At 41.4% G+C, this 19,644-nt stretch carries 14 protein-coding genes, 3 tRNA genes and 2 pseudogenes; 4 read left to right on the top strand and 15 right to left on the bottom strand.

From position 1 onward, the window contains the following. Positions 1-401 precede the first annotated feature (401 nt). Positions 402-1,058 carry an exonuclease gene (locus tag IQ276_RS11845; RefSeq protein ID WP_193917090.1) on the bottom strand — a complete coding sequence of 219 codons (657 nt, stop codon included), beginning with the start codon at positions 1,056-1,058 and terminating at the stop codon, positions 402-404. Between the two features lie 130 nt (positions 1,059-1,188). Here IQ276_RS11845 and IQ276_RS11840 point away from each other — a divergent pair, with 130 nt between their 5' ends. Then, positions 1,189-3,150 carry a helix-turn-helix transcriptional regulator gene (locus IQ276_RS11840; protein ID WP_193917092.1) on the top strand — a complete coding sequence of 654 codons (1,962 nt, stop codon included), beginning with the start codon at positions 1,189-1,191 and terminating at the stop codon, positions 3,148-3,150. Positions 3,151-3,450: 300 nt separating this feature from the next. Here IQ276_RS11840 and IQ276_RS11835 read toward each other — a convergent pair whose 3' ends face one another. The 4 genes from IQ276_RS11835 to IQ276_RS11820 form a co-directional block, all read right to left on the bottom strand. Continuing rightward, complete coding sequence (locus IQ276_RS11835; protein WP_193917094.1) at positions 3,451-5,052, bottom strand: TROVE domain-containing protein; 1,602 nt, start codon at positions 5,050-5,052, stop codon at positions 3,451-3,453. 37 nt (positions 5,053-5,089) lie between these two features. Next, positions 5,090-5,214, bottom strand: a tRNA-OTHER gene (locus IQ276_RS11830). Between the two features lie 78 nt (positions 5,215-5,292). Beyond that, positions 5,293-5,414, bottom strand: a tRNA-OTHER gene (locus IQ276_RS11825). A gap of 74 nt (positions 5,415-5,488) precedes the next feature. Then, a tRNA-OTHER gene (locus tag IQ276_RS11820) sits at positions 5,489-5,618 on the bottom strand. Between the two features lie 340 nt (positions 5,619-5,958). Here IQ276_RS11820 and IQ276_RS11815 point away from each other — a divergent pair. Further along, on the top strand, positions 5,959-6,684 hold the full coding sequence (locus tag IQ276_RS11815) for a hypothetical protein (protein ID WP_193917096.1): 726 nt from the start codon (positions 5,959-5,961) through the stop codon (positions 6,682-6,684). 34 nt (positions 6,685-6,718) lie between these two features. On the opposite strand, the gene IQ276_RS11810 is transcribed toward IQ276_RS11815, so the two are convergent. The 10 genes and pseudogenes from IQ276_RS11810 to IQ276_RS11765 form a co-directional block, all read right to left on the bottom strand. Beyond that, a complete protein-coding gene (locus tag IQ276_RS11810) occupies positions 6,719-7,861 on the bottom strand; it encodes a quinone-dependent dihydroorotate dehydrogenase (RefSeq protein ID WP_193917098.1) in 1,143 nt (380 codons plus the stop codon). Positions 7,862-7,976: 115 nt separating this feature from the next. Continuing rightward, positions 7,977-8,414: a secondary thiamine-phosphate synthase enzyme YjbQ gene (locus IQ276_RS11805; protein ID WP_193917100.1), complete on the bottom strand. Its 438-nt coding sequence runs from the start codon at positions 8,412-8,414 to the stop codon at positions 7,977-7,979. Positions 8,415-8,463: 49 nt separating this feature from the next. Further along, entirely contained in the window at positions 8,464-9,633 is a 1,170-nt protein-coding gene (locus tag IQ276_RS11800; RefSeq protein ID WP_193917103.1) for a pyridoxal phosphate-dependent aminotransferase, read from the bottom strand. A gap of 324 nt (positions 9,634-9,957) precedes the next feature. Continuing rightward, entirely contained in the window at positions 9,958-10,242 is a 285-nt protein-coding gene (rbp, locus tag IQ276_RS11795) for an RNA-binding regulator (protein WP_073642669.1), read from the bottom strand. 353 nt (positions 10,243-10,595) lie between these two features. Beyond that, complete coding sequence (locus IQ276_RS11790; protein ID WP_221705990.1) at positions 10,596-10,814, bottom strand: ssl0294 family protein; 219 nt, start codon at positions 10,812-10,814, stop codon at positions 10,596-10,598. 187 nt (positions 10,815-11,001) lie between these two features. Next, a pseudogene (gene nrdJ, locus IQ276_RS11785) lies at positions 11,002-12,075 on the bottom strand (ribonucleoside-triphosphate reductase, adenosylcobalamin-dependent); the annotation flags it as partial. A 283-nt stretch (positions 12,076-12,358) separates the two neighbouring features. Then, positions 12,359-13,588 (bottom strand): annotated as a pseudogene (gene nrdJ, locus IQ276_RS11780) (ribonucleoside-triphosphate reductase, adenosylcobalamin-dependent); the annotation flags it as partial. 436 nt (positions 13,589-14,024) lie between these two features. Continuing rightward, positions 14,025-14,702 carry a DUF2834 domain-containing protein gene (locus IQ276_RS11775; protein ID WP_193918216.1) on the bottom strand — a complete coding sequence of 226 codons (678 nt, stop codon included), beginning with the start codon at positions 14,700-14,702 and terminating at the stop codon, positions 14,025-14,027. Positions 14,703-14,838: 136 nt separating this feature from the next. Further along, complete coding sequence (hrcA, locus tag IQ276_RS11770) at positions 14,839-15,915, bottom strand: heat-inducible transcriptional repressor HrcA (RefSeq protein WP_190884528.1); 1,077 nt, start codon at positions 15,913-15,915, stop codon at positions 14,839-14,841. A gap of 454 nt (positions 15,916-16,369) precedes the next feature. Beyond that, on the bottom strand, positions 16,370-16,729 hold the full coding sequence (locus IQ276_RS11765; protein ID WP_190884529.1) for a rhodanese-like domain-containing protein: 360 nt from the start codon (positions 16,727-16,729) through the stop codon (positions 16,370-16,372). A 229-nt stretch (positions 16,730-16,958) separates the two neighbouring features. On the opposite strand from IQ276_RS11765, the gene IQ276_RS11760 reads away from it, so the two are divergent. Together IQ276_RS11760 and IQ276_RS11755 are read left to right on the top strand one after the other, a co-directional pair. After that, on the top strand, positions 16,959-18,632 hold the full coding sequence (locus IQ276_RS11760) for a DUF3352 domain-containing protein (protein ID WP_235115596.1): 1,674 nt from the start codon (positions 16,959-16,961) through the stop codon (positions 18,630-18,632). Between the two features lie 396 nt (positions 18,633-19,028). Further along, positions 19,029-19,520 carry a hypothetical protein gene (locus tag IQ276_RS11755; protein ID WP_190884531.1) on the top strand — a complete coding sequence of 164 codons (492 nt, stop codon included), beginning with the start codon at positions 19,029-19,031 and terminating at the stop codon, positions 19,518-19,520. Positions 19,521-19,644 lie beyond the last annotated feature (124 nt).

Raw genomic sequence — 19,644 nt, 5'->3', positions numbered from 1 at the left:
GATACAAATATGTTGGCTATGTTGGCAGGGTAGCACAGCTGTACTATCTTACGGCAAAGTTATATTTTACTAAAATCTGCACACTAATTTTAGATTGGCGATCGCCTGGCTAAACAAAGTTGCCTGAGTTGCAGGCTATACACGGCTTGCTAAAGGGAGAGGTATGAGCATTTTTGAAGTATTAGATCGTTCAATCCAAAATCCAAAATCTAAAATCTAAAATTCCCTAGTTTTGTATGTCCATTGCCTAATTTGGCCAAGTAGGCAATAGCGATCGCCCAATTATTGCTAAATTAAATTACATTTTGTTGTAGAACAGATCAAGATACCCATTCTACAATAGGTCAATGTTGGCGATCGCTTACCGTGCGCGGGTATGCGATCGCACTTTTAGGCAGCAGCTACACTGAAGAAATGAAGAAAAAATTCAGCCGATTAAGCCATTGATGCCAGACATGAATTAGCCTTGCACGATCAAATTCAAAAATCTCTGCTTCTTCATCTGGTAAAGCTACGACAATGAGAGCATGGTGAATTTTGGAGTTGAAAAGGCGATCGCTATAATACCGATTTATCCCAGCAGTATAAGCAGCTACTTGTAAAGGCTTGTCATAAAGCTTATCAAATCTCAGTTTTGGTTGCTCGGCTGTTGTCCATTCAATTACATGGGGAACACCTTGGTAACGAGCAACTAAATCAACTTTCCCAGCGTAAAGTTCCTGATAGTTAGGCACAACTTGTTCAACCAATTGAACATCGCTAAGTTGGTTTAGCACAGATTGAACGCTATTCCAGTAAGGCTGAATTAGACTGTTATCAGGTTTGGGTAAGTAACCTTGCAAGTGTTCCTTAATTAACTGATGCAAAGCATTTCCTCGACGACGACTGTTAGCTGCAATTCGATTTGCCTCTGCGTCGCCGACTTTATTACGCCAAGAGGAAAGGGCGGCTAAAGACTCAGGCGGCTGTGTTGCTTTTAAAACTGTGGTGACAGCAGGAAGAAGAACGCCATCATTGCCTTGATAGTAGCATTGTCCGTTGATGTAAGTAGATTTCATAATTTGTGAGTGATGAATTACTACATCAACTTTTGCGTTAGCTTAGTACACAAGTAATACACATGCTGTGAGTCTTTGTGACTACATAGAGTACACAGATGTGTACTGTGGTTGTGATGCGTTAATACTTATGAATCAACAACATTTCAATGCAATATTTAATCGCTTAACTGAAAGGCGGCGAGAGGTGCTGCTGAAACTACTGGCTAACGAAAAAGATGAAGCGATCGCCAACTTTTTGCACATTCAGAAATCAACTGTCAGAAAACATCGTGAGAAAATTTGTAAGTTATTTGGTTTAAATAATGAATTTCCAGACGAACGCCGCTCAAAGCTTCCAGAATTAATCGCTCTATTTGCTAAGTATAAACCTGAGTTATTAAATCAAAATACTTCAGAGTTACCACAAAAAGAAAATTTCAGTGAACATAAAACGATATCTGAAAATCCTGATTTTCTGGGGCGTGAGGAAGCGATCGCAGACCTTGATAAACTAGTTAACGAAGGGGCAAAAGTTATCTTAATCCAGGCAGAGGGTGGTGTAGGCAAAACTAAGTTAGCTAAAAAATGGTTTGAGCGTCGAGGTTTAAAAATACTCGAACTAAAGTTCCCAAAGATGCTGGAGCAACTGAAAAGTGAGCTTCAGACTCAAAAAATCGGCTTTTTAATTAATAACTTAGAATCATATCTTATAAGTGGCGAATTCATAGAACCACATCAAAGCGACTATGTAGAAATATTAAAAGCTCTAGCCGATAGTAGTGTAAAATCAATTACACTTATTACAAGCCGTGAGCCGCTGTATGATGATAGATTAAAATCAGAGGATATTAAATTTTATCACTTGGAAGGTTTGAAAGTAGATGCATGGAAAGATTTTTTTAAAATTCATAATATCAATATAGACATAGATGCTATTAGTGAGATTAACCAAGCGTATGGTGGAAATGCCGAGGCTATGTCTCTTATGTGTGCTGATATTAAAGATGTCGAATTTAAAGGGAATTTAAGTGCATATTGGCAGAAATACAAGAACGATTTGTTATTAAATGCAAAATTAGAAAACCTTGTTAAACGTCAGTTTGATAAAATTAAACGAGATAATGCCCAAGCCTATAAACTTTTATGTCGATTAGGGTGTTACCGTTATCAATATATTTCTCTTATATCTGAAGAAGGAATTTTTTGCTTACTTTGGGATGAGCAAAATGAGCGGGATAAACGCCGATTTATCAGGGATTTAAAAAACAGAGCTTTAGTGAAGTTTAGCAGTGAAGGATACTATTCACATGAAGTTATCCGCCAAGAAGCGATAGAAAGACTTAAATTAACAGATGATTGGAAAAAATCTCATGCTGAAGCCGGAATATTTTTATCTACATTAATATCTAATAACTGCCAAACAATTATACCAAAAATTGCTTTTACGGAAGTTAATAATACTCAAGAACAAATCTATTTAAATATAGAGAATGCAGAAACAGCCGTAAAACAAAACCTGAGTAAACAGGAAACTATTGCCTTAGAAGTTGTTTACCATGTGATGGAATTTTATGGAGTAGGTTGTTTTGAAGAATTAAGGCAAGAACCAAAGGTATTAGATAATCCTTTCTTTAAAGCTATCGAAAATATGGTTTTTGAATATGTTGATTATTATTCCAATTTAGGTTTAGTAATTTATAAGTTTGCATTAAATATACAAGTATTAGGAATAATTGATGAAAGTGAAGGAAATTTTATAGCAAGTACCAAGGAATTTGAGTATTACCAGAGAAGTTTGAAAGTAAGCCAATGTTTTTTTCAAACAGCTTTGCTGATAGCGACGAGAGTTAAAGAGGATAAACTAATGATTAGTTTACTTCGATATTTAGCTGAATCTCAGGATTTTACGGGAACATTTTTACATCAAATTACAAAAAATAACCAAAGTAAAGAAATTTTTGATGAAATCAAACTAAACTTGGAAAAAGTAGTACAAATATTTCCTAACCTGTCATTTGAGCAAAAAATTGAGGAAGTAAAACAAGCAATTCATAGTCTAAGAATAAATGAAAAATATTATACTAGATTCGTGGCAATATTTTTGACTTAATTAGCATAATTGTAACTAGGAAGTTTTACAGATGCGATCGCACATCGAAGACACCCTACTCCTACCCATCGCTGAAATAGAAAAACGACCATTCAAAAATTAAATCCCTTTCTTCTCTGCGCCTCTGCGCCTCTGCGTGAGATAAAAAAGGCGGGTGCGGGAATTGAACCCGCTATCCCCACAATGGTGGAGACGTAACCGATAACCCTAAATTCTTCGTCCCCAAAGGGCAAGTTGTGAACAAGGGTAACCCGCCATGAAGTAAGGAGGATAAAAGAAAACTTTATCCTCCACGAATCTCTACAACTCACCCGTAGCCAGCATTTGGATAATGCGAGGTGTACCCGGATCGAATCCCGCCAAATCCCAAGACAGCGAATCTTCAGGATCTACCAAGGTAATCTGGTAAGGTGTCAGGGTGACATACACCGCCTTGACCTTGGGATTTACCTTTTTGCGGTACTGCGCCAGCGCTTGACTTGGATGTTTATACCCAGCCCATGACTCACTGTCAGTCCAAAAGCAAACAACATCTGCCTTGAACTTGTTTTTAATCATCCAGTCGTAAGCCACAGAGGCATCTGTTCCGCCGAAGTTTTGGTTGCTAGCTTTGCGAACCGCAGAACTAAAACTATCTTTGGCTGTAATATTCAATTCCCGGAATTCCTTAGCAAACCCGCGAATCATGTAGTTTTTCTCTGCTTTTGCTGTTACTAGTGCCATTGTGGTGGCAATTTCACAACAACTCAGTCCCATATCTGCAACCAAGCTACCCATAGAACCAGAAACGTCTACAGCGTGCATGAACACTTTACCTGTGGGTTGCACAACATCAAAAGACAGTTCAACCGCCTTTTCTAAAATGTCCACAATCCGAGAAACCGGATTCCAAGTCTTTTGGCTGCGTCCTAATTTACCACCAGATTTATATGTTTTGAGTGCTTTCAAAACATCAATCGGATGAATGCGACCTTTACGCAGATGTTCTTTGTTGTTGAGAACTGCTTCCACTCGCAGCAAGTTGGCGCCCTCGTCAGTTCGCAACACACCCAGTTCAGTCAAAGAACCCAGGTTACGCAGCATCGCACCGATTGGCATTTCCTGAAATAGCAACTGCCAAGCAGCTTTGTCCATTTTGCCCACGGGTGCCGCCATTTCATGGGTTAGGCGTCCTTGCAAAATAGCTTCATGGGTTTCGCTGGGATTCCGCTTGAGCCACTCATACCACCAAATTTGCGCCAACGCTTCTGAGGGAATATCTGCTGGCAATTCTTCCCAGCCTCTAACTACCCACTCAAATAGTTGACGGTGATTTTCTGTAGGCGGTTTGACATGGAACAACCGCAATGCATCTCGGTGGGTAAAGCCTTGACGCTGTTGATATTTCAACAGTTGATAAGCTAAACCTTTGACATCTTCCCGTGATAGCCAAGTTTTACCAGCTTCTCGCACCACTTTGCCAAATCCCCGCAGAGATTTGGTGTAGTTTAGCCATTCGTAAAAGTGGCTACCAGTACGGACAACTTGGGGGAAAATTTCACCAAATGCTTGTTTTGCTTCTGGTGCTTCACCCATTGACAGCAAAACTAAAGCTAAAATAGGCGCACTGTTATTGATGGCGCGTCCATCGCTAGCATAAAGAATTTCTTCCGCCACACGGCTGGGATTTTCAGCAACGGCTTGTTTGACAACTGTCACAAAATCCTCAGTTAATTCTTGTTTGCCGGCATAGTAAGTACTTTTTGCCGTGCCAACCAAAAGACAACGACGCAGCATTTTCCAAATACCAGCATCAAACATCCAACCGCCGGAACGTCCTTGAATCATCTCGGCTTCCCGTCCAGGGATTGGCTGATTTTGTGGTGTAGTTGTTTTCTTTTTAGTGAAAAAATTGTAATTCATCGCTTCATCTCCCGGCCTTTGCAGGCAAAAATGAAAGGTGGCAGGGCAGGATTTGAACTTGCGACATCCGGCTTAAAATGCGATAACCCTAATTCGTCGGCCTTTTCAGGCAAGGTGTGAACAAGGATGTTTTTCGGCGCTCTACCACTGAGCTACCTGCCACATGAAAATTTTGGATTTCGGATTTTAGATTTTAGATTCAATCCAAAATCTAAAATCTAAAATCTAAAATTATTTGGTGTAACGGGGCGGGATTTGAACCCGCGACCTCTCGAACCCTAATCGATAACCCTAATTCGTCGGCCTTTGCAGGCAAGGGGTGAACAAGGATGTTTAGCGCTCTACCACTGAGCTACCCGCCACATGAAAATTTTGGATTTTGGATTTTGGATTTTAGATTCAATCCAAAATCTAAAATCTAAAATCTAAAATTATTTGGTGTAGTGGAGCGGGATTTGAACCCGCGACCTCCCGCTTGGCAGGCGATAACCCTCAATTCGTCGGCCTTTGCAGGCAAGGGGTGAATAAGGATATTTAGGCGCTCTATCGACTGAGCTATCCACCACATGAAAATTTTGGATTTGAGATTTTGAATTTTGGATTGAATTTAATAGCTTGTATATTGATGTAGTACATGTAATACAATGTGTCAAGTGTCTGGCAAGCTAATTTATTTGTATTCGTGTACGCAGGTGCGATCGCTACACTCTCATCTCATCTGGTCATCTGGCAAACAAATTTTGCCTAATTTTTCACTTACAGCGTTCAATTTCTAGGGTTTAGAGGACTATAATACCTAGCAAATAAACTTTTTGCCGGCAAATTTGCCAAACTATACAAAAAAACGGACAAATTTTTGCCAAGATAATAATATTATTTTCCAAAATTCACTTGGCAAAAATCAGCATGAGTGAACAATCCATAGAAGGTAACGGTAAGGCTTTTCTCGTTATACTTTTGCCCCTCTCGTTTTTGATTATTTTCCTGGTTGCCACCTGGAGAATTTTACTGGCAGTAATTGTGCTGGTAATTGCCTTCAAACTGTGGCAGGAATATCAATGGCAACAGTGGACTCTACGAGTTAACCCGCTTTTTCATCAGTTAGTTCGGGAAAACCAGGGCAGACTGACGCCAATGGACTTGGCGATCAGGGGTAATTTTCCTGGAACAACGGCAAAACGCTACTTAGATAGTAAAGCTCAGGAATTTGGTGCTAGTATCGTAAATTCTGAAGAGGAAACTCAGTATTATTACTTTATAACTGCCAGCATTCTGGGCAATATTCTTGACAGTAGCGAGCCTGTGAGACAACTTCCAGCTCAAGCAGTTACCAAAACTGCGCGATCGCTTTTAGCACCACCGCCACCAACCCCACAGGAGGAAGAACTAGAAACTGAATCACTCCCACAGCCAACCCATAACCAAGTAACAGGAACGCTGGAAAAACAATTAGTTTTTGGCTCTCTGATTCAATCTGAGCTAGCTAAGCGGCTAAATGTCTATTCCAGCACGGTTTATAAACGTCGTAACGACCCAGAATTTCCAGAGTGGAGTCGCAGCAGAGACCCCGATGGTATCGCCTGGTCTTACTCGGAAAGAACTAAAGAGTTTTTCCCTCTGGAGGAAGAATAAGAAGGCAAAAGGCAAAAGTAAAGAACTTCAGACTTTACTTTTTACTTTTTACTTCCAAACCTACAGCTTCGCTGATGGAATTTAATCCGCTTTGTTCTAAATGGGAAAGCAAACCTGTAAGAATCCGGCGTACCATCAGTGGACCTTCGTAAATCCAGCCTGTATAAACCTGGATTAAGCTAGCACCAGCAATAATTTTTTCCCAGGCATCTTCTGCGGAAAAAATGCCACCAACGCCGATAATGGGGATTTTTCCTTGAGTTTGCTGCCAAATAAAACGAATTACCTCAGTGGAGCGATCGCGCAATGGTTCACCGCTAATTCCGCCAGCTTCTGACTGGGGTGATTTGCCAGTTTGCTCAATCACCTGGGTTTTCAGTCCATCACGGCGGATAGTGGTGTTAGTAGCGATAATTCCCGCCAATTGGTAAGTTTTAGCAAGAGTTATAATGTCAGCGATCGCTTGCCATTCTAAATCTGGCGCTATCTTGACAAAAATAGGTTTTTGTGAAGTGTTCTCTGTTTGTAATAATTCTAAGATGGCACTGAGCATGGTAGCATCTTGGAGCGATCTTAACCCTGGTGTATTTGGCGAAGAGACATTAACAACAAAATAATCTCCCAAATTCTTGAGTAGGCGAAAACTATCAAGATAATCCTGTGCGGCTGCTTCTAGGGGAGTTATCTTAGATTTACCCAAATTTATCCCTATGGGTATTAATCGAGTTAACTCTTGCTTTTCGCCTGCTAACCTTGCTGCCATTGCTGCTGCACCATTATTATTAAAGCCCATCCGATTGAGAGCAGCTTTATCCAACGGCAAGCGAAACAAGCGGGGACGGGGATTTCCTGGCTGTGGATGAAAAGTTACAGTTCCCAATTCCGCAAAACCGAAACCCAGGCTAGACCAAATGCTAGCAGCAACACCATCCTTGTCAAACCCAGCCGCTAAACCTACAGGATTTGGGAACTTTAACCCAAACAAATTTTGTTCTAGGCGTGAATCGTACAAACACAAAGATTTTTGTAGGCGGTGATTTACCCAACTAGCAGGCGGGTAAGTGCCAGTTTCTAATAGCCAATTAAAACTGCGAATTGTCTGCTGGTGTAACCACTCTGGATCTGCTTTTACCAGATTAAACAACAGTGGACGAATTCCAACTTGATAAATATCCATTAACTTTGATAGAAGATATGTTGAAAAAGCCTATTTAACTGATGAATTTTTTAGTCATGTTCCTAATGCTCTTAGATTTGAGATAATTTGCGAGCATTGTAGGTATAAGGTTACATTATTCACCAGAAATTTGTACAAATACTGTTCTTTTCCGCGGGCCATCCAACTCAAAAAACAACACAGATTGCCAGGTTCCCAAAGCTAATTTACCATCCACAATGGGAATTATTTCACTAGTGGTGAGCATCATTGCCATCAAATGAGAGTGAGCATTAATCGGTTCATCTTCTGGAACATCTCTCAAATGCAAGTCATTATGCAAATAGCGGTCTGATTCAGGCGCTAATTTTTGCAAGAAAACTTTTATATCTTCTAGCAATCTGACTTCATTTTCGTTGATAGCTAAAGCTGTTGTAGTGTGTCGAGAAAATACTAAAACTTGTCCATTCTTGATTGATGTTGAAATAATCAACTCTTGAATTTGTGGCGTTATATTATGAATATTAATTTTGGGTTCAGTTTGAATTTCAATTAATTTATTAATAATTGGCATCTCTTCAAATAATTTTTGATTGTCAACAAAATCTAAAATCCAATATTGATTAACTCTTAACTATATTTTGCAAACCTTGTACTAATCTTTCTATACCTTCTTTTGCGGTCTCTTGTTGTAGCGCACCATAAGCAACGCGCAGATAACATCCATTATTTATACCAAAGGTTGTACCTGGAATAACTGCTACTTTATATTCTTCGATGAGTCTTTTAACTAATTCAAAAGCATCCATTTGGGTGTGAACTTTGAGGAAAAAATAAAAAGCGCCATTGGCGGGTGTAATGGTACATAAACTTTGGAGACGGTTCAAGGAGTTTAGCACTAGTTTGCGTACTTGGGTAATCGCTCCAATATTTTCCTTCAAATACTCTTCTTTTGCCTGCAATGCTCCTAAGGCTGCATATTGGGAAATTACTGGTGGACAAATTAAAATTGTATCCTGGACTTTTTTGACGGCGCCAAGCAAGTGTTGAGGAATCACCATGTAGCCAATGCGCCAACTTGCAAAACCGTAGGCTTTGGAAAGGCTGTAGAGAGAAATGGTGTACTTGCTACTACCAGCAAATCTAGCAGGTGAGATGTGTTTTACCCCATCGTAGGTAAAGTATTCATAGGCTTCATCGCTGATGTGATAAATGTTGTGAGTCCTACAGATTTCATTTACCTGGTGCAAGGTTGTTTCACCATAGACAACCCCAGTGGGATTATTTGGTGAAATTGTCACCACAGCCCGTGTTTTAGGAGTTATTGCTTGAGCGATCGCCTGTGGACGCAGTTGGTAATTTTCATCCGTCTCTACTAACACCGGACGACAACCAGTCATTGCGATCGCCATTTCGTGGTTGAAATAGTACGGCGTATTCAGAATAATTTCATCGCCTGGGTTGGTGATTGCAAGAATGGCATTCATAAATCCCATATTGCTTCCCGCTGTCACGACGATGCAGTTTTCCCCATTAATTTCAATACCATTGAAGGCTTGCAATTTTCCTGCAAGTGCTGTCACCAATGGGGGAATTCCTTCAACTGATTTGTACAGATGATTAGCAGAATCGGCGAGGAATTTTGGTAAAAACTCTATTGCTTCAGGTGGGGGACTGTAATGAACAACACCTTGTCCTAAAGAGATTGTTCCAGGAGAATTTTTGATTAGTTCCCCAACCACAGGAATAATCGGCGATTGTATCGCTTGCATACGAGAGGTTAGGGATTCCATGTTTCCATGTCAGGGTGGCTATAGGATTTTTTGCTGGATAAAAGCCGACTAGTTGGGATACATATTTAAGCGATCACAACTAATCGGGCGTAGTTCTATCAAGTTGTTTCTTGCCTAAGAGATTACCAGAAAATAAATTATCCAATCTTGTGGCGTGCTTCAGAAAGTCTCCCCTTACTTACGGGCGGGCGAGACGCCCACCCCACAAGAAAAGTTGAATGTTTTTTATTTGGAAATCCCTACCTAAATTGTTTCTAGTCAATTTTAGCCACTTGGTCTTACATGACTAGGAAATAATTTGCTATACTAGAAACTCGTGTTTGATTAAAAATCTTGTTTCTTTGACCAGCTACCTCGTGGATTATCCTCTCGTGGTTTAGCTTTGTTAACTCTCAGTTGACGACCCATCCATTCTGCACCATCTAATTCTGTGATGGCTGCGTCCTCTTGAGCGTCTTCATTCATATCAACAAAGGCAAAGCCCCGCAGTCGCCCTGTTTCGCGGTCAGTAGGCAAAACAACTCTTTTGACCTCGCCGTAGTCTGCAAACACTGCTCTTAAGTCTGCTTCAGTAGCGCGGTAGGAAAGATTTCCAACGTAAATAGTCATGTGAGATCAGGTAATTTTCAACAAAGAGCGATCAGTTCAGCTGAAAAACAGATTTAACAAAATTGCAAATATTGCATATTCCTCTCTGATTCACCAACGGCTTGGTGAATGTTTGAGGGGAGCAGTAAATCAGGTACTATTGGCTGAACTTACACATACGCTCATATAATAACTGATTGTGACGTTTTTCAAAGTACGAGATTTTACAAACTCTTATTACACAAAATCAATATTTCTCACCCCCCTACAGTCTTTGATTCCCCTGTAGGTAAAAAACAAAGGGACACTGACAGATGGGGTGAGATGGTTCGCTTTGGCAAAATGATTAACTGGATTTGTGATTCCCCAAGAATTTAGTCAATCGCAATCCGCTGAGGTCCAGTAGCTTTGCCGTTATGTGCCTCCGTTGAATTGGCAGTGTAGCTACTTGAGTGGGTTTGCTGATCTAGCCAGCTTTTAACGGGATCTTCTCTAAGGTTGAGTCGAAGCACACCGGAGAATAGCCCACCAAGAAATGAAGCTGGATGCTGAGTAAATTCTCTGAATATAGGTGACAATTCGTCAATGAACATTAAGAGTCTCCTGGCTTTGCCATAAAAAATTATTACTTTTTAATCAATCGTAACGTGTTAGGGCATTGGGCATGGGGCATGGGGCATGGGGTATGGGGTATTGGGAGTGCTGAGTTAGGAGTTATTCTCCCTCATCTCCCTCATCTCCCTCATCCCCCCACTCCCCACTCCCTACTCCCCACTGCCCTTATGAACTTGGTTGCTGATCGGGAAACATACACTTATCGGAATCACAACCACTAGGGCCAGCTTCTGACATTTCGCCTAAATCGTAGCGGCTTAGCACTGCACAGAAATCATCTGTTTTGCGGCGTGCTTTGACTTCTTTAGTTAAGCGATCGCAAGTTGCTTTATCTATTGGTTCAAACGGCAAACGTGGGAAGGATTGCAAATCGTCAAAGCGGGCTAAAAGTGCTGCGGAAATATATCCTTCATCGTTGTGGATGCTTTCGTAGATGCGCTCTCCAAGACTCTCGACTTCATCAGAGCGGAGTTCTAGAGTTGCTGATGTGTTGTGACTCACATAATAACGCTGAACTTGGAGGACAAAATCGAATTGAGCTAGGGCTGAAAATTTAGAAACATCAATTTCATCTGCCCCAGGTAAATCAGCCCAAGATACAGCAACGGGGATTTCCACCAGCCATTCACTGACGCGTGGATCAAAGGGATCGTTGAGTAAATTGCCTTGTTCGTCTTTGTCTGATTGCGAGGGAATAACGTTGTAACCATAGTCAATACAAGCTAAAGCTACGGGGTCATTTTTGCCGAAGGTGATACGGCGGATAAATCTTTGTGCTTTGGGCGGATGCCATCCGGAACTAGCATTAGTTAATAAAGCTTTAGTGCCACTGGGTTGGACTGTGGTGCAGCGATTTGGGCGTTTGAGATTGTGGCGATCGCAATAATCCCAAACAACTCGATGCACAGTATCTTTCCAAAAACTTAAATACTTCTCTTCCTCGCGCTTAAAAGCTAATCCTTGGGGAGTTGCAGGCCTTCCTGCTTCCCACCAGCGCAGCCAATCAACACCAAAAGCATGAACAAAGAAATCAAATAAACCTGTAAAAGAAACCCCGACAATTGGGTCTAATTCACGGCTGTATTGATAACGTGGCTCTTGAAATTTGTGATTTAAAAGTGCTGCTACAGATAGTGCCCCAGCGGTGAAAGCCTCCTCTTGTTCTTTGTAGTTATATGGGTCAATTTGATTGAGGTGAACCTCAGACAAATTACAGTGAAAGTTACTACCAATGATTTCCATTTTGTTACCCTAGAGGCTTTTTATCCCCTAGTTCTACTGCTTGATAATTTGCAGTAGCTCCGCGTACATTTTGCATATGTGACTTCAATAATAAAAGTGCTTTTTACATATGCCCCCGCACTCTTGGAGAGATTATATTCTAGACACTAATTTTCGGTGTAATCTAGTTTCACTCTCTACGCTGTACGGTGTCAAAGGCTTTTTACTTCCTTTGATTACCACGGGATTAGCATCTCAGCTTTCCCCGTTTTTGCGAGGTTTTTAACGTGAGGCAAAATCACTTACCACACGGATTTAGACCATAGCGAGCCAAGCGATGCTCTAGCTCATTAGCATCAAGCTGAGGATAGCGTTCTTGCAACCATTGTTTTGCTGTTCCTTGGTTATAAGCATTCAAAAAATCAACTTTTAAAGCCTGTGTTGGCAACAAATCTATATTTGCTCTGGCTACTGCTTCACCAGCCCATTGAATTGCACCTTCGCCACTGTAATATTGTTTACGGACAGCATCAATACATTCTTCTAATGTTGGCTTGCGGTGAAAAACTCTGGTATGGTTGGCCATTCTCAAAGCATCACGTTCTGGATCAATTCGCCAGTTGCCTTGTTGATCCTGTTGCCATAAGTTATCTTTGGCTGTTGCTCCCAGGCGATCATCAGCGATAAACTGACGTATCCCCGCGCTTCTTCTAATATTTCCAGCAACAATTGTGACAGCAGCTTGATCAATTAATAGACAACATTCAACTGAATTTAATTGTCGCCCTTTAGCCTTATTTAAGATAGATGCACAACGCTGATAAAGTCCTGGCAATTTCACAGGATTAGCAACTCCCCCAAAGCCGTTGAGAGTTTCTCCTGCTTTGCGGACATCGCTGATATCAACTAATACTTCAACTTTTCCTGAAAAACGTTCATCTGTGGAGAGTTCTAATAGGGTTTGATATGATTCAACCCAGCCTTCACGGCTATCTCCAACGTAGATAGTAACCTTGTTACCTTCTATACGTGTTTGGGTATATTCACGACGCCCAATTTTAACAGTACTACCAATTTCACCTTGTACAGTGACGTTCAACTGATTACGGATGGGGGGCAATTGGTTAATGTATTGTGGTTCTAGCATGGCTCCAGTACCACAGCCCATCATTGCCAAATCCATCATTAATCCGAAGGCACTCCAGTCTTCTAGGTTGGTGGAGGTGCAATTATAAGCCCCAGAAAAATTCTTTGGTTTGGTTATCCAGTCTGTACCACCAACCCATAACCAGCGTCCACTAGGCATGGCTTTCAGGTTGCGCTGCATACGATCTAATATGGCAACTTCTTCTGGACGGAGTTTTCCTAACTCGATTAAGCCTTCTAAAGTGCGATCGCATACTTCATCCCATGTTTCCCTCAACCCTGCCTTTGTACGGCGGCTATAGGTTCTAAAAAATACAGGATTAGCAGCAGGGGCAGTCTCTGGAAACCCTCCGCTCTGGCGTTTTCTTTCAAGCTTCTGAACCATAAATCAAGTCTTGTTGCGTGCGAACAGATTATGACTATACGCCAAGTAGATTTAGGATTAAAGATTGTCAAATTGTCCACTTTACGCTAGCGCTACGCCGTACTAATTGCAACAGAACTTCATGATATATAATATTCACCACTCCTAAGTGGAGTTATTCTACTAAGTTTTAATTATCACAAATATTTTATGAGTAAATTTTCTCTCTATCTTCAGACTGATTGTCATATCATGTCCGGTAAAAGACTTATTTTTAGCTGATGCGGGGACACGGGGACGCTCTTAGGGACTTCCAAAAAATAAATTATCCAATTTATTTTTAGATTTGTAGGGTAGCACAGCGGTGCTACCCTACGATGCGATGTTTTTTTTCATTAGTCTAAATCGCCCACTTCAAGCATTGCTGAATTCTGAATTCTGAATTCTGAATTCTCTTTTAATTCAGCCCTGGCTGCTCAGTCGGTATAGTTTCTGTACCTGCTTCTGGCAGAGGTGGACGGATAGATAAATAAATCAATGGTCCCAATAGTGGTATTAAGGCTGTTATCCATATCATTTGGGGATTTACCCAACCACGACGCGCCATATCATCTGCCACTAATGTGGGAAATAGTAGGCAAAGTAGACAGAAATCTAAACTCATTACATGGATGAAGCGGTTAGTTTGCCACTGTTGGACAAAATTTTCCCAATCTCCTGCTGTTAAACCGTAGACAACTAGAATAACGGTAGCTACAGTTAAGGCAAAACCAGTGACGCGGGAATCTAGGAGCTTGAACAAAGTATTCTTTTCACCAACAAACTTCTGATTTGATTCCCTAAGGGCTAAATAGGGCAGTAGGGCAAAAGCACCAACTCCAAAAGAAGCGATCGCAAATAACCAAGCAGGTACTTTTTGCCCTCTACCATCGATAAACACTACAGCGCTATAGATGATAGGCCAAATGCCCATGAGGTTGAATAGGGCTATTACTAAGGGATTAATACCTTGCCATTGACCAATAGAAAGCTTTTTAATCAACTCGAATGTGTCGGGTTGTTGAGGAGGCGTGAGGAAAAACGCATAGATAGTGAATCCCAGCCACAGTAACCCAAAGACAATTTTTCTAACCATAAGGGACTTCCAAGAAAAAAATATTCCATCCCCGCGGGACGCACTCGCGTTCGTAGGGTAGCACAGCTGTGCTACCCTACAAATGTACAAACAATTTGGGATAATTTATTTTCCTGAAGTCCCTAATTTCAGCAACCTAACTGAAAGCTTCTGAGAGATAATCAGCAGCAGCAGCCACCACAGCGATCGCACTTTCATAATCTAGGCGCGTTGGTCCCAAAACTCCTACGCTTCCTACCGGTATTGAGCCTCGGCGATAGGTGGAAGAAATCAAGCTACAGGTGCGTATCGGTTCTAAAGGATTTTCTGCACCAATGCGAACGGTTACTTTTGGCTTACCTACATCTTCCAAGTCTGGTTCGTCAAATATTAATCGCCACAGTTGGTCTTGTTCTTCTTCCAGCAGGTGGATAATTGTTTGCACTTGCTGTAGCTGGGAAAATTCCGGCTGACGCAAAACTTCTGCAACACCCCGAACCATAATTTGCGTTGCAGTGGGTGCAAGAGTCCGACGAGTCAATTCTGCAACTGAGTTTTTCAAAAATTCCCCGTAGCGTTGGAATTCTCGATCCAATTGACTCCAGTCGAGATAAGCTAATTCCAACAGACTCCGCCCCCGCAAGTGGCTATTCAAAAAGTTAGAAACTATTTGTAACTCGCGATCTATTACTTCTGGTTCGCGTTGTGTTTCCTCTGGTACTGGCGACAAATCCATCAACTTGGAATGTGTTTCATAACCATCAGTCACTACAATCAGCATGATCTTTCCCGCTTCGATTTGCACTAATTGTAGATGTCGCACTAGCGCTGTAGTGGTTTGGGGCATGGTAATCAAGCTAATGCAGCCACTCAAAGTTGCTAAAATTTGTGCAGCTCCTTGGAGTAAAGTTTCTAAACTCCAATCTTCCCAGTGGAGGTGCTTTTGCAGTGTCACCTCTACTTCTTTGGCTAAAGTTTCTGAAGGTGTAATTAGCTGGTCAACGTAAATACGATAACCTGAGTCTGAAGGTACTCGTCCAGCAGAGGTGTGGGGTTGGTAAAGTAACCCAGACTTTTCTAAAACACCCATGACATTGCGAATTGTGGCTGAGCTAACACCCAAATCGTACTCATCGACCAAAGCCTTTGAACCAACAGGCTCTGCTGTAGCAATGTAGTGACGTACCGTTGCCCAAAGTATATGCTGTTGTCGATTTGTCAACTGGACTTCCATAGGGTATGCTTTGCTGAGTGCAAATTTTAATCAAACGTGGAAAAAAAATTTGGGTATTTGATTTTAAAGAGAGATTATTAATAATTAATTAATTTAATAGATTATACAATTATATTGTGATAAATAATCTTAAGGTTTGCGTATAACACGGTTGAAACTCCCCGGCAAATATAATTTCGTTTTTTGCTATAGAGAGCGACCATCTTAATCTACAAGCTCGTAGCTTCATAACCGTATTTTTGCACAACTATATATTGTGAACAGTATTATTGAATACGTATTATTCTGGAGATAGCTGCTATATTGGGACTTAAAAACTCCACAAACATCTGCCCAATCTCTAAAGTTGCAAGCTTTACCAGAAAACCCCTAAATGGATTCAAAGCTGTTTTCACAAGAGCAAAAGCCAGATGGAAGGGTAAGTCCCATCTGAAGCAATTCGTAAGCTTACAAGTTAATACTGGGGAATTGAAGGATCTACTAATTTAGAGTAGGCATCAATACCACCTGAAATATTTTGCACATTAGTGAACCCTTGAGCAATTAACCACTGGCACATCTGGGCAGAACGGATACCGTGGTGACACAGCACAAGGGTTTCAACTTGGGGATTGAAGAGAGTAGGTACTTGATCTCCCCATTCGGCAAATTCACTCAGAGGTAAATTGACAAAGCCCTGAATGCTAGCGATCGCCAATTCTTGTGGTTCTCGTACATCTACTAACTGTATGCTTCCATCAGATGAAGCGAGACGTTGTGCCAGTTCCTCTACACTAATATGGGCAATGGATTGACTAAAAGAGTTCTCTGTCATGGGTTTTTGTAGACAATCGTAATTTATTTATGTTGACAGAAAATCTCTATCTTGGCATGAGCATCGATTCTCAAGAAGACCGGGGGATGTGGAGAGGTGCAGGGGGATAGCGAAATTTGCATTCTTACCTTTTTGCTACTTTGCGTCCCCCCTTCCCCGCGTCCTCTTCATCAATGGGCTAGGGTTTCTGCTTAAATGGCTGTGAACAGTCTTTTTTAATAGGTTTAACGTGAATAGACAACGCTCATTTACCGGTTTTATCGTAGCTGGTGCGATCGCAGTGCTAGTGATTGCGATCGCTGGCTTTTACTGGTTTTTTCCTAAAAGTCCGGCTAACCTCACTGCTTCTACCTCTCAACCTGGTGCAACGATATTTGTGTCGAAACTTGCCCCTGTGATGGTGTCATTACTGACAAATCCTGATAACTTACAGGCGTTGGAGCGTGAAGGAGAACTATCTAAACTCAAAACTAGTTTCTTGGGTAAGAGTGGCATAGACTACCAACAAGATATTAAACCCTGGTTAGGTAACGAAATTACACTGGCGATCGCCACCTTAGATATTGATCGCGATCCAGAAAATGGACAACAAACAGGGTATATTTTAGCACTTGCAACCAAGCAACCGGAAAAAAGCCGCGAGTTTGTGGAGTTATTATTTTCCAAACGAGCGTTAGCTGGGGCAAATTTAAATGTTGAAGAATACAAAGGCATAAAACTGATTTATGACAATCAGGAAGCGATCGCAGGAAATAAAATCCAAAATTATCTAGCTGGTGCTGTTGTCGGCGAAGGTTTTGTGTTGTTTGCTAATGATCCCAAAGTACTACGAGAGGCTATCAATAACGTCCAAGCTCCCGATTTAAATTTGACTAGCTCGCCCGAATACCAAAAAGCTACCAAAGAACTGCCCAAAGGTAGTATAGCTGTAGCTTTCTTGAATCTTCCCATCGTGGCAAAATGGCAAGGATTAGAACTACCAGAACAAACATATAACAGTGAAATCATTTCCCTGTTGTTGAACCCCAAAGGATTGCTAGCAGAAACCGCCTTTGTGACTTCATCAGAAATTGTTTCTCCATCCTCACCACTAACCAAACCTCTAGGAGCATTGGAATATGTGCCAGCATCAGCAAGTTTGGCAATTTCCGGCTCAAATTTGAGTAATTTGGGTAACAGTGATGTAGCCAAACTCTGGAAACAAACAACAGCAACTATATACGGTTCCCAGGAAGATGTGGTTTCTCGATTTGTAAAACCCTTGGGCGATGCTCAAAAACGCTGGGGGATAAATTTGCCAGAAGATATTTTCAGTTGGGTACAGGGAGAATATGCCATAGCATTGTTACCTGAAGAACAAACAACTCCCCATTGGATTTTTGTCGCGGAAAAATCCCAGGATGTAGAACAAGGTGTAGCGCGTTTAGATGCGATCGCTTCATCTAATGGACTCACCATCAGTCCTCTGTCCATAGACAACCAAAAAATTTCCGCTTGGACAGAGTTAACCACAGCTAGTAAAAAAACCAATGACAAAGAGCGAGCATCATTCACCATTGAGACAAAAGTGCGAGGGGCGCATACAACCTTAGGAAATTACGAAATTTTCACCTCCGATCTTGAAACAATGGATCAAGTCATCACAACTAAGGGCAATTCCTTAATTAATAATCCCCAGTTCCAAGATAGTATTGGTGCGATTCCTCGACCAAACCAAGGCTACATCTATCTTGACTGGACAAAGAGCCAGAATTTATTAGAGCGTCAAATCCCAATTCTCAAGTTAGTGGAAGTTTTAGGGAAACCGTTTTTTAATAACCTGCGATCGCTCACAGTCAGTAGTTACGGAACTAACACAGGAGTACTCAAAGGCGGCGTCTTTTTCCAACTCAATAATTCTTGAGATTTTCACGCAAACTCAAAGTACACAAGGTTGAAGAAGAATACAGAATACAGAATACAGAATCAATACTTGTCACCGCCCAAAAAACCATCCCACACTGCCCTTCGGGTCAGATGTGGGGCTTCTTTTCCTTCAAACTCAAATCATCCGTCGAGGCTTTCCTTTAGGGGAAAAAATCCTGCGTCTAACAGAGGTAATTACATCTAAATCATCAGTTGAGGAGTTTTAGCTGCTGTTTGTCTCAAGATACAACCTAGCAATTAGCTGCCTGCATTCAAAGTCATTAATTGTGTCACATTTGATTGTGGCACACCAAACTGCAATCTGACTGTAATTTTTTCACTACAATAATATGTATATATCATTACCATTTTAAAAGCCTGTTGGAGGGCTACTATGAAAGACTGTCGCCCCCGACTTCAGTATTGTGGCGGCTGGCTGTTAGGCATACTTACCGTCTTAACAGCTACCTCAGCGATCGCAGATACAGCAAATTTTGGTACTTTGAATCTCTCATCCAACTTTAAACCAGCACAAGGAAAAGTGCAGGGCTTTACAGGTGGTTCTTACTCCTTGTCTGCTATTAGTAACCGCGATCGCGATCAAAAAGCTTGTATTGGTTTTGCCGACCCCAATCCAGATCACATGATGATTTTGGAAAATGACTTTTCCCAGCTAACAATACAAGTTGATAGCAATAACAACGATACCACTTTATTCATCCAAGGCCCAGATAAAACGACGATTCGCTGCGGCGATGACACTGGCAAAATTAAAGATGCTAGCGTTAGCGATCGCAACTGGAAAAAAGGCACCTATCGGATTTGGGTAGGCACATTTAATCCTGGGATGAAGCGGGATTATACTCTGACAGTGGAGCAGCAGTGATGGGGAGATGGGGGAGTGTGGGGAGATTATAAAAAAGCTGCCCACATTCCTAATACCCAATGCCCCATTTTTATAAACACCTGAGAGGATAATATGGGATAGTAGCTTGTTGTGCTTTCCGAGG

Origin of the sequence: Desmonostoc muscorum LEGE 12446 (assembly GCF_015207005.2) — a bacterium.
GTDB lineage: Bacteria > Cyanobacteriota > Cyanobacteriia > Cyanobacteriales > Nostocaceae > Nostoc > Nostoc muscorum.
This window is presented reverse-complemented; position numbering and strand designations above follow the sequence as displayed.

Coding starts and splice junctions, on each gene's coding strand:
- IQ276_RS11845 (WP_193917090.1), bottom strand. CDS start 1,058: ATGAAATCTACTTACATCAACGGACAATGCTACTATCAAGGCAATGAT.
- IQ276_RS11840 (WP_193917092.1), top strand. CDS start 1,189: ATGAATCAACAACATTTCAATGCAATATTTAATCGCTTAACTGAAAGG.
- IQ276_RS11835 (WP_193917094.1), bottom strand. CDS start 5,052: ATGAATTACAATTTTTTCACTAAAAAGAAAACAACTACACCACAAAAT.
- IQ276_RS11815 (WP_193917096.1), top strand. CDS start 5,959: ATGAGTGAACAATCCATAGAAGGTAACGGTAAGGCTTTTCTCGTTATA.
- IQ276_RS11810 (WP_193917098.1), bottom strand. CDS start 7,861: ATGGATATTTATCAAGTTGGAATTCGTCCACTGTTGTTTAATCTGGTA.
- IQ276_RS11805 (WP_193917100.1), bottom strand. CDS start 8,414: ATGCCAATTATTAATAAATTAATTGAAATTCAAACTGAACCCAAAATT.
- IQ276_RS11800 (WP_193917103.1), bottom strand. CDS start 9,633: ATGGAATCCCTAACCTCTCGTATGCAAGCGATACAATCGCCGATTATT.
- rbp (WP_073642669.1), bottom strand. CDS start 10,242: ATGACTATTTACGTTGGAAATCTTTCCTACCGCGCTACTGAAGCAGAC.
- IQ276_RS11790 (WP_221705990.1), bottom strand. CDS start 10,814: ATGTTCATTGACGAATTGTCACCTATATTCAGAGAATTTACTCAGCAT.
- IQ276_RS11775 (WP_193918216.1), bottom strand. CDS start 14,702: ATGGTTAGAAAAATTGTCTTTGGGTTACTGTGGCTGGGATTCACTATC.
- hrcA (WP_190884528.1), bottom strand. CDS start 15,915: ATGGAAGTCCAGTTGACAAATCGACAACAGCATATACTTTGGGCAACG.
- IQ276_RS11765 (WP_190884529.1), bottom strand. CDS start 16,729: ATGACAGAGAACTCTTTTAGTCAATCCATTGCCCATATTAGTGTAGAG.
- IQ276_RS11755 (WP_190884531.1), top strand. CDS start 19,029: ATGAAAGACTGTCGCCCCCGACTTCAGTATTGTGGCGGCTGGCTGTTA.